This is a genomic window from Lipingzhangella halophila, from assembly GCF_014203805.1.
Classification (GTDB): Bacteria; Actinomycetota; Actinomycetes; order Streptosporangiales; family Streptosporangiaceae; genus Lipingzhangella; species Lipingzhangella halophila.
This window is the reverse complement of the sequence record NZ_JACHJT010000001.1, coordinates 1868023-1880129: the sequence shown is the minus strand read 5'-3', so window position 1 is coordinate 1880129 and position 12107 is coordinate 1868023. Positions and strand designations below refer to the sequence as shown.

10 protein-coding genes are annotated in these 12107 nt (G+C 72.6%); 3 read left to right on the top strand and 7 right to left on the bottom strand.

All coding sequences use genetic code 11. The features are described from left to right. Positions 1-579 precede the first annotated feature (579 nt). From rpe to fmt, 3 genes are all read right to left on the bottom strand, one after another. Entirely contained in the window at positions 580-1245 is a 666-nt protein-coding gene (gene rpe / locus F4561_RS08495; protein WP_184576418.1) for a ribulose-phosphate 3-epimerase, read from the bottom strand. Positions 1246-1308: 63 nt separating this feature from the next. Further along, positions 1309-2742 (bottom strand): RsmB/NOP family class I SAM-dependent RNA methyltransferase, encoded by a 1434-nt coding sequence (locus tag F4561_RS08490; RefSeq protein ID WP_184576417.1) that lies wholly within the window; start codon positions 2740-2742, stop codon positions 1309-1311. A 132-nt stretch (positions 2743-2874) separates the two neighbouring features. Then, entirely contained in the window at positions 2875-3804 is a 930-nt protein-coding gene (fmt, locus tag F4561_RS08485) for a methionyl-tRNA formyltransferase (RefSeq protein ID WP_184576414.1), read from the bottom strand. Between the two features lie 723 nt (positions 3805-4527). Between fmt and F4561_RS08480 the strand changes: the two genes are divergently transcribed. Further along, complete coding sequence (locus tag F4561_RS08480; protein WP_184576412.1) at positions 4528-6612, top strand: primosomal protein N'; 2085 nt, start codon at positions 4528-4530, stop codon at positions 6610-6612. A 279-nt stretch (positions 6613-6891) separates the two neighbouring features. Here the strand turns inward: F4561_RS08480 and F4561_RS08475 are convergent, their stop codons facing one another. Further along, positions 6892-7554, bottom strand: a complete 663-nt coding sequence (locus F4561_RS08475) for a hypothetical protein (RefSeq protein ID WP_184576410.1) — start codon at positions 7552-7554, stop codon at positions 6892-6894. A 109-nt stretch (positions 7555-7663) separates the two neighbouring features. Between F4561_RS08475 and F4561_RS08470 the strand changes: the two genes are divergently transcribed. Next, positions 7664-8227: a DinB family protein gene (locus F4561_RS08470; RefSeq protein WP_184576409.1), complete on the top strand. Its 564-nt coding sequence runs from the start codon at positions 7664-7666 to the stop codon at positions 8225-8227. Positions 8228-8275: 48 nt separating this feature from the next. Here F4561_RS08470 and F4561_RS08465 read toward each other — a convergent pair whose 3' ends face one another. Continuing rightward, positions 8276-8749: a MarR family winged helix-turn-helix transcriptional regulator gene (locus tag F4561_RS08465; RefSeq protein WP_312885190.1), complete on the bottom strand. Its 474-nt coding sequence runs from the start codon at positions 8747-8749 to the stop codon at positions 8276-8278. Between the two features lie 118 nt (positions 8750-8867). Between F4561_RS08465 and F4561_RS08460 the strand changes: the two genes are divergently transcribed. After that, positions 8868-9746, top strand: coding sequence for an arylamine N-acetyltransferase family protein (locus tag F4561_RS08460; RefSeq protein ID WP_312885189.1), 879 nt, complete (start codon positions 8868-8870; stop codon positions 9744-9746). A 259-nt stretch (positions 9747-10005) separates the two neighbouring features. On the opposite strand, the gene F4561_RS08455 is transcribed toward F4561_RS08460, so the two are convergent. Together F4561_RS08455 and F4561_RS08450 are read right to left on the bottom strand one after the other, a co-directional pair. Then, a complete protein-coding gene (locus F4561_RS08455) occupies positions 10006-11112 on the bottom strand; it encodes a hypothetical protein (protein WP_184576405.1) in 1107 nt (368 codons plus the stop codon). 182 nt (positions 11113-11294) lie between these two features. Continuing rightward, positions 11295-12023: an SAM-dependent methyltransferase gene (locus F4561_RS08450; RefSeq protein ID WP_184576403.1), complete on the bottom strand. Its 729-nt coding sequence runs from the start codon at positions 12021-12023 to the stop codon at positions 11295-11297. Positions 12024-12107 lie beyond the last annotated feature (84 nt).

Here is a 12107-nt window from a genome sequence, read left to right as displayed (position 1 = left end):
CCCCCGCGGTGCCCGGGGGTGGATTCGAGAGATCGGTGCGGGTACCCGATGGTGGCGCACGCGACGAGAGCGGCGAAGGCCGGTAGTGGTCCAGCCCGCGGGAATCGGACCTGGTGCCCGATAGTGGCGCACGCGACGAGGGGGCGGCTGGTGGTGGGGCCAGTGGGGGTGTCTGTGGTGTGGTTCTCGGTGCTGGGTCGCGCCGAGACTGTCTGTGGGGACGTTCTCGGCGCCGAATCTGTCCGCACGGTCGGTTTCGGTGCCGCGCGAGCCTCCGCGCGCCCGCTATGTCTGGATTGTGGGCGGTCTGGGTGCCGATCTTGAGGATTTCGTGCCTTTACCGCGCGGTAAAGGCACGAAATCCTCAAGATCGACGCAGAAACTGGACATGCGGGGCGGGTCGCGGTGGTCCCGAGCCCCGCGCCGGGCGACACCAGGAAGCACCCCCGACCTATCCGGTGCCTTCGCTGCCCCCGTCGGGCGCGCCACCACCGGGCACCCGTACCGCCCGCTGGGGGCCGACCCACCCACTGTCCTCGCTGTCCCGTTGGACGACACGCCATGCGCCCACTCACCGATCTAGTGAGCGGCCTTCTCTGCCTGGGCACGCAGAGCGTCGACCGCGTATCCGGGGTCCTCGGCGCCGTACACGGCGGAGCCGGCGACGAACACGTCGGCCCCGGCCTCGGCCGCCCGCTCGACGGTCTCGGCACTGACGCCGCCGTCGACCTGCAGCCAGATGTCGGCGTTGCTGTCGTTGATCAGCGCGCGGGCGCGGCGGATCTTCGGCAGGACCATGTCCAGGAAGGGCTGCCCGCCGAACCCCGGCTCTACCGTCATCATCAGCACCATGTCGAGCTCCGGCAGCAGTTCGGCGTAGCTCTCCACGGGCGTCACCGGGTTCAACGCGAGGCCGGCACGCGCGCCGGCCGACCGGATGGTCCGCAGAGTGCGTACCGGCGACCTGGCCGCCTCGGCGTGAATGGTGACGCTTCCGGCGCCCGCCTCGGCGTAGGCCGGAGCCCAGCGGTCAGGATCCTCGATCATCAGATGGCAGTCCAACGGCAGCGGTGCCGACGCGCGCAACGACTCCACCACCGGCAGCCCCAGCGTCAGGTTGGGGACGAAGTGGTTGTCCATGACGTCGACGTGCAGCCAGTCAGCCGATCGGGATACCGCCTCGGCCTCCTCCGCGAGGTGCGCAAAGTCAGCGGAAAGGATGCTGGGTGAGATCTGGATTGCCACACGGCCAAGTCTATCCAGCGGTTTCTCGCTTCCTCGCACCGCGGCGGAGCCGATCGCGTCCGATCATCCACTCCGCCGGCGCAGCAGCGCCAGGAACATCGCGTCCGTGCCGTGCCGGTGCGGCCAGAACTGCGCGTAGTCGCCAACCGCCAGGCCGGGCACGTCGTCGAGGTAGTCGGCCGCGCGCAGCACCGTGACGTCGGAGCGCTCGGCCAGCACCTCCCCCACGACTCCGCGGGTCTCGGCCAGGTGCGGTGAGCAGGTGACGTAGGCGACCACGCCGCCCGGGCGCGTGGCGTCGAGCGCGCGGTCCAGCAGCGACCGCTGCAGCGGCACCAGTTCGGCCGCGCTACCGGCGTCGCGGCGCCACCGCGCCTCCGGGCGGCGGCGCAGCGCTCCAAGGCCGGTGCACGGCGCGTCGACCAGCACCCGGTCGAAGCTCCCGGCACGCCACGGAGGGCGGGTGGAGTCGGCCACGACGGTGCGCCCGGCATCGCGCACCGAACGCCGCACAGCACCGGCGACCAGCCGGGCCCGCGCTGGCTGCAGCTCGGCGGCGACCAACCGGGCGCCGCGTTTCCCGGCGAGCCCGGCCAGCAGCGCGGCCTTGCCGCCGGGTCCCGCGCACGCGTCGAGCCAGTGGGCGTCCCCGCCGTCGAGGCCCACGCGGCTCAGCGCCAGCGCCACGAGCTGGCTGGCCTCATCCTGCACGGCGGCGCGCTGCTGTTTCACCTCGCGCAGTAAGGCGGGGTCGCCCTCGGGCAGGTACACCCCGTAGGGGGAGAAGCGCGCCGGGACGGCTCCGCTGTTGACCAGGTCGGCGATGCTGGCCCGGCCCGGTTTGGCGACCAGCGTCACCTGCGGCCGCTCGTTGTGCGCGACGAGAAGCCGCTCGGTCTCGGCTAGCCCGCCGGCCGGGTCCTCGCCGAGGGCCTCGGCCAGCGCCTCGACGATCCAGCGCGGGTGGCTGTGCGTCACCGCGAGGTGCCCAACGAGGTCGGTGCCGCCGTCCGGAGCGACGATGTCCAGCCACTCCCCCAGGTCCCGCGCGGCGACCTTGCGCAGCACAGCGTTGGCGAACCGGGCGCGGTGCGTGCCGACCACGCGGCGGGCGAGGGTGATGGTGGCGCTGACCGCGGCATGCGGCGGGATCTTGGTGTTCAGCAACTGGTGCGCGCCGAGCCGCAGGATCGGCAGCACGTCGGAGTCGACCGAGCTGATCGACCGGTCGACGCACGCGTCGAGGATCGCGTCGTAGCTGCCCTGGTGCCGCAGCGTCCCGTAGCTGAGCTCGGTGGCCAGGGCGGCGTCGCGGCCCGCGAGCTTGCGTTCCCGCAGCATCGACGGGAGCAGGAGGTTGGCGTAGGCGTCGCGGTCGTGCACCGCCTTGAGGACGTCGTAGGCGACCCGGCGCGCCGGATCGGGTCCCGTGCCGCGCCCGCCGCCCTTGCTGTCGCGGCGTGCCGGGCGGTGCCCGGAGCGGGATTGGTATGGCACTTTACGGATCCGCCTCACACCTGGAAATCCACCGGATGGCACTGCCGGCCCCGCACCGGTCGGGCCGCGCTCGGGCCGCCCACCGAGGGTACGGCAGGTTCGGGGGTGGGGCGCACCGGATCGCGCGCCGGATCATCCGCCAAGGCGCTCATCCTCGCCCGGCCGCACCCCCCGCGCCCATTCCAGCGCGCTCATCCTGCGTTTTCCCTGGGGCTGCACGTCGCCCAGCTCGACGGGGTGGGTGGCGGTGCCCACCAGGACCTGGTGCTTCGTGGCCCGGACCTGGCCCGGCGCGAGGGGCGGGCCGTCGGCGACCGGTACGACCGGACCCAGCTTCACCCGCGAGCCCCGGAACGTCGACCACGCGCCCGGCGCCGGCGTGCAGGCCCGGACCAGGCGGTCCACCCGCATCGCGGGCATGCCGAAGTCGGCCCGGGCGTCGGACGGCGCCAGTTTGGTGGCGTACGACACGCCGTCGCTGTCCTGCGGGCGCGCAACGAGCGCACCGGACTCGATCCCGTCGAGCGTGCGAACCAGCAACTCGGCGCCGGTGTGTGCGAGCCGGCCGAGAAGGTCGCCGCTCGTGTCGCGTTCACCAATGGGTTCGGTGACCGTGCCGTAGACCGCGCCGGAGTCGAGGTCCTCCTCGATCTCGAAGGTGGTCGCGCCGGTGATGTCGTCGCCGCGCAGCACCGCGTGCTGCACCGGTGCCGCGCCGCGCCAGGCCGGCAGCAGCGAGAAGTGCAGGTTGACCCAGCCGTGCGGCGGGATCTCCAGGGCGTCGCGGCGCAGCAGCGCGCCATAGGCGACAACCGGGCAGCAGTCCGGGGCGATCGCGCGCAGGCGGTCGAGGAACTCGGGGTCGCTCGCCTTCTCGGGTTTCAGCACCTCCAGCCCGGCCTCGGTGGCGACGTCGGCGACCGGGCTCTCGCGCTCCCTGCGGCCGCGCCCGGCGGCGGCCGGGGGGCGGGTGATGACCGCCGCCACCTCGTGTCGGGTGCTCAGCAGCGCCCGCAGCGACGGGACCGCGGCCTCGGGTGTTCCGGCGAAGACCAGCCTCATCAGATCGTCGGGCGTGCGGATCCCGCGCGTTCAACGGGGTGACGCCCTTCCCCTTTCTCGCGTGTGCCAGGACGGTGTGCGTGCCCGTGGGGCGCGGCCCCGGTGGGCGCGAAGGCGGCACCGCGCCGCGCCCGCGGCGGCGAGCGCGGCGGGAACGCGGCACTCCAGGCGGCACCGGGAACGCCGGAGCTCACTCACCGCGTTGTCTCCGTTCTACCAGCACTACCCGCCCGCACGCCCCGCGACGCCGCACGGCCGGGACAGCCAACGCCGGGGCCGGCGGTCGTCGGTGCGGGTGCCCGCCGGTGGCGCCCCCGCACCGCGCCGTTGTGCACCGAACCTGACTGTGGGGACGTTCTCGGCGTCGAGAGTGTCCCTACGGTCACCCCCGATACGCCCCAGCGCCGAGAACGCCGCTACGGACACCCCCGCTGCGCCCGGCCACCGGTCGGCGCTTCGTCGGAGGCCGCCCCATCGGGCACCCGTACCGCTCCCCGCGGGCTGGCCCACACCACCGCCGCTGCTGCTTTTCGTCGGGTGCGCCACCACGCGCGCACCGCAGCGATGGGCACCACCCCGGCGCCCTCACACTCCCACCACCCCACACCACCGAAACTCCACTCATGGGTAATGCGTGCACTTCCCGAGATCGGCGCGAATAGCGCGCCACCGCGGCCGGTTGGTCCGCGGTGGTGTCACCGTCCTCTGGTAAACCTGGTTGCGATGTCCCCGCAGCCCGAGCCCGAGGAAGGGGCGCTTTTCCGCGCGCCGCGCGCCGCGGTGGCGGCCGGCGCGAAGGCGCCCGCGAAACGGCGTCCCGCGGCGGAGCTACCCGTGGCGCGGGTGGTGGTCGACTCCCCGCTGCCCCACCTCGACCGGCCGTTCGACTACCTGGTGCCCGAATCCCTGGACGCCGCGGCGGTGCCAGGGTGCCGGGTGGTGGTGCGCTTCAGTGGGCAGTCGCTCTCCGGGTTCCTGCTGGAGCGGGTCGCCGAGTCGGAGTTTTCCGGCCAATTGCTCTACCTGCACCAGGTCGTCTCCTCCGAGCCCGTCCTCACCCCGGAGATCCGCGACCTCGCGCGTGCCGTCGCCGACCGCTACGCCGGGACGCTCAGTGACGTCCTCCGGCTGGCGGTTCCGCCGCGGCACGCGCGGGTGGAGCGCGAGCCCAGGGACGAGCCGCCGTCCGGCGAGAGCGCATCGGAGCCGCGCGAGTCCGGCGAGGGGCACAACGATCCGGGGCCGTGGGCCGACTATCCGACCGGCCCGTCGTTCCTCGCGGCGCTGCGCTCCGGCAAGGCCCCCCGAGCCGTCTGGACGGCACTGCCCGGGCCCGATTGGGCGGACGCCATCGCCGCGGCCACGGGCGCCGCACTCGGTTCGGGGCGCGGCGCGGTGATCGTCGTCCCGGACGGTCGCGACGTCGACACGGTCGACACCGCGTTGGGCCGGCACCTGGGCGCGGGCCGGCATGTGGCACTCACCGCGGATCTCGGGCCGGCCAAGCGCTACCGCCGCTGGCTCGCGGTGCTGCGCGGGGAGGTCAGCGCGGTGGTGGGCACCCGCGCCGCGATGTTCGCTCCCGTGCGTGACCTCGGCCTGGTGGTGCTGTGGGACGACGGTTACGACGTCCACAGCGATCCGCACGCGCCGTACCCGAACGCGCGCACCGTGCTGGCCATGCGCGCGCACCGCGCCGGGGCCGCCGCCCTCATCGGCGGCTTCACCCGCACCACGGAGGCGACCCAACTGGTGGAGTCGGGCTGGGCTCTCCCGCTCGCCGCCGAGCGCGCCACCCTGCGCCAGCGCGCTCCCCGGGTGCGGGTAGCGGGCGACGACACCGAGCTGGCCCGCGACGAGGCCGCCCGCACCGCTCGGTTACCGAGTCTGGCGTTGCGGGCCGCCCGCGAGGCCGCGGCCACCGGTCCGGTGCTGGTCCAGGTGCCGCGGCGGGGGTACCTCACGTCGATGGGGTGCTCCCGGTGCCGGGCGACCGCCCGCTGCCAGACCTGCCAGGGGCCGCTGGCGATGCACAGCGCGCACGCCATGCCGTACTGCCGGTGGTGCGGCCGGATTTCCGGCGACTGGACCTGCCCGGAGTGCGCCCACACCCATATGCGGGCCAATGTGGTGGGTGACCGCCGGACCGCCGAGGAGCTCGGCCGCGCGTTCCCCTCGCTGACCGTACGGACCTCGGGACGCGACGACGTGCTCACCGAGGTGCCCGATCGCCCTGCTCTGGTGGTGGCCACCCCGGGCGCCGAGCCCGTGGCCGCGGGCGGGTACGCCGCTGCCCTGCTGCTCGACGGCTGGGCCCTGCTCGACCGCGCCGACCTGCGCGCGACTGAGGAGGCGCTGCGGCGGTGGTACAACGCCGCCGCCCTGGTGCGCCCGGCGCACCAGGGCGGCCAGGTCGTCGTGCTCGCCGAAGCGTCGCTTCCGGCCACCCAGGCGCTCGTGCGCTGGGATCCGGCCGGCTTCGCCGAACGCGAGCTGGCCGAGCGCCGCGAGCTCGGGTTCCCGCCCGCCGTGACGATGGCATCGGTCACCGGCGCGGCCGCGCACGTCCGCGAGCTGGTGGAGCGGATCGAACTGCCCGAGGGCGCCGAACTCCTCGGCCCCGTCCCGGTCGAACCGGCAGGAGACGCCAACACCACGCAGGGACGTGCCGAACGCGCCCTGCTGCGGGTGCCCCGCTCGGACACCTCGGCACTGGCCCGCGCCCTCAAGGCCGCGGCGGCGGCCCGCAGCGCCCGTAAGGAGGACCACGTGGCCCAGGTCCGGATGGACCCGCTGCACGTGGTGTGAGGGGTCCGCCGGACCAGCGGAGACGAGAGCGAGGCCGGCCCTGGCCAGGGGGTGTGGGCCCCTTTTGAGGTCAATTCAAAAGTGAATTCGACGGGTACCGCTTACCGGCGTACCAGGGACGCATGACATGTCGCGTGCCGCGTTCCACGCGGCCGCATCGTTACGCGTTACCAGCTACAACTGACACCTCTGCTCAAGGTGTGATAGGCGGATAGACGTCTGACCCCGTACCTGCTACCTGCTACGGCCAAACTTCGGTGGACCGGCCTCGCCGCGCGCCTAGTCTAGCTCGACCAACTCGGTCTGGTTGGCCTTGTTGATGGCCTGCTTGACGCGTTGCGCGAACTCACCGATCCGGTCGGTCTCGTCCCACTGCTCGCGTTGCGGCACGCCGTAGTCGGTGACCTCGACAACGTCGTAGCCGAGGAACTCCATCTCCTCGACCTTGAGGCCCTTGTCGCTGAAGCTCTCGTGCTTGCGCTCGATCTTCTTGACCGTGCGGTACCGGCGCCAGCCGTCGCCGGTCTCGTAGACACCGACCTCTCCCGCGCGCACCGGGACCGAGCGCGCCGCGCGCTCCAGCTTCGGGATGATGTCGTCCTTGAGGACGATCAGCTCCGGGATGGACAGCGTGCGGACGCGCCCGTCGAGGTCCTCGATCTCGGCCCGCGCGCGCTGGTTGGTGCGGGAGATCCGCAGCGCCAGCTCCTCGTCCTCGGCGAGGATCTCGCTGATGCGCGCCCGGCACTCAGCAACGCTGTACTGGCGCTGCGTCTGCTTCTCGGTGCCGGGCTGCGGGGTGTAGGCGGCGTCGCCCTCCAGGTGGTCGGTCCGGAAGGTACGGCGCTCGTTACCCGCGAGGCCGAGCCGGTTGATCCAGCTACTCAGGTCGGCGGCGAGCTTCTTGCGGCGGTTGAACGCGTCGCCCAGCGTCATCGTCATGGCCGGGAACTCTAGTGGCGCGCGGCCGCCGTGTCACCGGAATTTCCGCCAGAGGCCCGGCACGCCGGGCCTCGGCCGCCCCATCACAGATCCCTAGTAACCTTCCGGCATGGTCCCCTCCGCTGAACAGACACCGCAAGCGACCCCATCCGCCGAAGACGACCTCAACACCGCAATACAGGCGGCCGCGCAGGCGACCACGGGAGACGAGCGCGAGACACTCACCGCCGTCCTCGACTACATGCGCGCTTCCGTCGTGGCCAAGGTGGCCGGGCTGAACGAGGAGGAGGCGCGCCGCCGCCTGGTGCCCTCGCTCACCACACCGGCCGGCATGCTGCGGCACCTCACGGTGGTGGAGCGGAACTGGTTCCAGGTCGTCCTGCTGGGCGAATCGGCCGCGAAACTCGGCCTCGTCTCCTCGGGAGGCGACGAGAGCTGGGAGGTACCGGACGAGGCGACCGTCGCCTCGCTCATCGAGGAGTACAAGCGCGCCTGCGCGGAATCACGTGCGGCCGCGGCCGGTCTGGCCCTTGACCACACGGTCGCGCAGCACGAGCTCGGTCAGGTGTCGCTGCGCTGGATCCTGGTGCACATGGTCGAGGAGACCGCCCGGCACGCCGGCCACGTGGACATCCTGCGCGAGCAGATCAACGCCGCGGCCAGGCAGGGCTGAGCGCCAGGTGCCGGCGGCGGGTCCCGCCGGCACCGAAGGCCGGCACCGTCAGTCCGATGGGTGGTTCGTTCGTGCTCCGTCCCCGTCGGCGTCGAGGTTCGCGCGGAGCCGGCGGAGGAGGTCGACGAGCGTGGCTTGCTCGTCAGCGGTCATCCCGCCCATGGCGCGTTCCGACATGGCGCGCATCGCGGCGTTCAGGGGGTCGCGCAGGTCGCGTCCGCGTTCGGTGAGGTAGATCCGGGTCACGCGGGCATCAGCCGGGTCGGGTCGCCGCTCGACGAGGCCGGCCGTGGCCATCCGCGTGGCGGTACGGGTCACGGTGGGCGTGGCCAGGCCGAGCCGCCGGGCGATCTCCCCGGGCGCGAGGCCGTCCTGGGCCCAAAGGCACATGAGGATGAACTGCTGCCCTTCCCGGACACCGTGCTCGTTGAGCACCTCCTCGGCCGCGCGCAGCATGGCGCGTTTGGCCTCCCAGAACACGGGCTGGAAGTCGTCATCCCAGACGTCGATCCATTCGCGCACGCGTGGATCGCCTCCATCCTGGCCAGGTCAGGACCGGAAGTACCCGGGCCTGTTGACATCCAAGTCGTTAGCCGGCTAACTTTCAGTCGTTGTCCGGCTAATGATATCTGGGGGAACCGTGCCCGAATCCACCCGTGGCCCGCAGACCGTGACCGACCCGGCGTTCGGTTGGCAGAGCGCGTCTCTGGACGTGCCCGCCTACCTGAAGCGCATCGGCTACTCCGGCGCCCTGGCTCCGACCCTTGAAACGCTGCGCGCCCTGCACCGCGCGCACGCCGCCACCATCCCGTTCGAGAACCTGGACATCCTCCTCGGAGCGGGAATCGAGCTCGACCTGGAACACCTCCAGGACAAGCTCGTCCGCCGCGGCCGCGGCGGATACTGCTACGAACAGAACCTGCTGTTCGCCGCCGTCCTCGAACACGCCGGGTTCCGGGTGTGCGGGCTGGCCGCCCGGGTCCGGATGGGGTCGGACGCGCTGCGCCCGACATCGCACGCCCTCCTCGATGTCGGGGTCGACGGCGCGTCCTGGATCGCCGATGTCGGCTTCGGCGGCGAGGGCCTGCTGGAGCCCATCCGCCTCTCCCCCGGCACCGAGGCACGGCAGGGCGGGTGGGCCTACCGGTTGGACGAGCCCGGCCGCGACGGCACCTGGGTGCTGCGGTCCCGGCATCCGGACGACTGGTTCGACATGTACAGCTTCACCCGGGAACCGCACTACAGCGTCGACTACGAGGTGACCAACCACTACACGGCGACACACCCGCGCTCGCCGTTCGTCCGCCGAATGGTGGTCCAGCGTACGGGCCCGGACGTCCGCCGAACCCTCGTTGGGCTGGAGCTGACGACCACCCGCCCGGGTGCGGAGCCCACGCGTCGGGAGCTTGCCCCCGAGGAGGTTCCGGACACGCTCAGCGAGTCGTTCGGGCTGGAGCTGGACGCGTCGCAGCGCCGCGAGCTGGTCCGCATCGCGGCGCAGGCCGCGAGCGAGGCGTAGCACCGGCTGGGCAGTGTTTTTTGGGCTCGCTGCCGCTCGCCGGGCCGGGCGCCCCGAAGCCGGGAACCTTCGGGCACCTCCGGTGTGCCGCCCAAACGGCTCCGCCACTCGCGGACGCCCCACCTCCGGACCCTCCAGAACCCCGGCGGCGCCCGACCCAGACGGCCACTCGGTTCGAAAACAGGGCCAAGCCGCCCGGCACGAACGCGGGTACCGAACCGCATTCGAGGATGGCCTCCACGCCCCAGGGGGTGTCCGGTCACATCCCGGTCGTGAAGATCCGTCCGTGGTCGGTGATCTCCTCCGGGTCGCCCTTCACATGCGCGGTTCCCGCGGCGACGGCGGCGGTTGTGCCGGGCACGTGCTCCAGCGCCGGGACCGAGTAGTCGTAGTCCTCGCCGGCGAGCTCGAACTCGGTCACCGTTCCGTCGGCGGCACGGTGCAGCATGACCGGGTTCCACGCGGACTTCTCGATCCACAGCCCGCCGGCGCCGTCGCCGGTCACCGCCGCGTAGCTACCCGCGTGCTCCTCGACGGTGACCTCCCACTCGGTGCCGTCCCAGTGGGCGGTCAGCGGCCGGTGGTTGTTGGTCTCGTCGGAGTCCTTGTAGTGCAGGTCGCCCACGGCCCACACATCGTCGGCGGAGTGGGCGTACACGTCGTCGAACGAGGCGCTGGCCTCACCGCCAACCGAGAGGTCCACCTCCGGGACGTCCATGGACACCCACTCCTCGCCGTTCCACATGTCGGCGGCCGGCTGGCGGTCCAGGGTCCCGACCGCGAAGAGCGCGTCGGAGCCGGTACCCGACAGCGCGGTCCCCACCCGCGGACTGTCTGCGTCGCTCCAGGACGCACCGTCAAAGCGGGCGGCTTCTTCGCCCGCCGCTCCGAGCAACCAGACGTCGTCCGCGGCGAGCGCCTCGATAGCGGAAGGCCGGAAACCCGACTGGTCGCTCTCGCTCCACTCCGTACCGTCGTAGTGGATGACACCGGCTCCTCCCCCCGGGGACTCGCCCGCCGCCCACACGTCGTCGGGCCCAGTGGCATCGGCGGTCGAGGGGACCAGGGCCCAGTCGTCGGGGGTCTCCTGGCGCGTCCAGTCGGACCCGTCCCAGTGGTAGACCCAGGTCGTCCCGTCGACCTGCGCGTCGGTGTCACCGAACGCCCAGATGTTGGCGGAGTCGGTGGCCGCGAGGGCGGAGAACGAACCACCCAGATCCGGGGCGCCGAGCACGGCACTCCACTCGGTGCCCCGGGTGGAAGAGCTTGGTTCGCTGGCCGCCGGACCGCCGCAGGCGGCGACCGCTGCCAGTACCACCGCGGAGGTGACCGCGGTCCACGTCTTTTTGCGATGCCCTCCGACCATGGGCCCGGCTCCCTTGTTCGTTGTCGGGAAGATTGCCGCACCCATAGGACGCCGGCCGTTCTCGGCCGGTTGTCGGAAAATTCCCGACGAGTTGGGGGACGCCGCCGCGCTGCCGAGAAAACCGGAAAACGGCTCGCGAGGGACAACCGGGGCGGTTTCCGCCGCTCCAGCCAGCGGAGCGGTCACATCCTGCGCCCGACGCCGCCCAGGATTCCGGTCCCCTCGGTAGCCACCTCGTCATCGGGGTAGGGCCACCAGGCCAGGTCAGCGAGCCCCGGTTCCAGTGGGGAGAACGGGCCGAACGCTGCCGCGGGGGACTCGCCGTCGGCTACGTCGCCCGGGTCGAGCGCGACCGCCAGATGACCGCCGGGACACATCTGAGCGTGCAGCGCCGCGGCCAGCTCGTCCGGTTGGACACCGTCGCGCCGCAACGCCGCCGTCTCCAGCAACAGGACGGCGACGGGCGCGGAGAAGTCGACCAGCCCGCACTCCTTCAGCCGCCCGATGAGCCGGGAAGGGTGCATGCTGTCCGCGGCGACCACCGGGACCGCCTCGTCGCGCCGCGCCTTCCCCCGCGCGGGGCGCGCTGACCACGCCGACCACGCGTCGACATAGACAGCGCGGGCGCCGGGCTCGCCGGAGCGCGCGATGTCCTGGATGCCGTGGCCGGCGGGCAGCATCGAGCCCAGATCCACGAACTGCCGGATGCCGGCGTCGGCGGCGAGGTAGTCGACCACGCGGCGCTGGAACCCCTGCCGGGCCCGGACGATCCGGGACACCTCCGGGTCGCTGCCGTCCTCCGGGGCTCCGGCCCGGTTAGGGTGCTGGTCGATGCGGACGACCCGCGGGCCGGGAACATCGACAGCCGAGTCGGCTGCGTCAACGGGCGCCGCCCGCCCCTCGTCGGTCACGATCGCGCTCCCCCGGGCCGCTCCGGTCCAGGCCCCCGGGGTAACGCCGTGTCCGCGTTCCCGGTGATCCTGCCCACTTCTCCC

Excerpts from the sequence above, each read along its gene's own strand:
- fmt (WP_184576414.1), bottom strand. The coding sequence starts at position 3,804 with ATGAGGCTGGTCTTCGCCGGAACACCCGAGGCCGCGGTCCCGTCGCTG.
- F4561_RS08480 (WP_184576412.1), top strand. The coding sequence starts at position 4,528 with ATGTCCCCGCAGCCCGAGCCCGAGGAAGGGGCGCTTTTCCGCGCGCCG.
- F4561_RS08475 (WP_184576410.1), bottom strand. The coding sequence starts at position 7,554 with ATGACGATGACGCTGGGCGACGCGTTCAACCGCCGCAAGAAGCTCGCC.
- F4561_RS08470 (WP_184576409.1), top strand. The coding sequence starts at position 7,664 with ATGGTCCCCTCCGCTGAACAGACACCGCAAGCGACCCCATCCGCCGAA.
- F4561_RS08455 (WP_184576405.1), bottom strand. The coding sequence starts at position 11,112 with ATGGTCGGAGGGCATCGCAAAAAGACGTGGACCGCGGTCACCTCCGCG.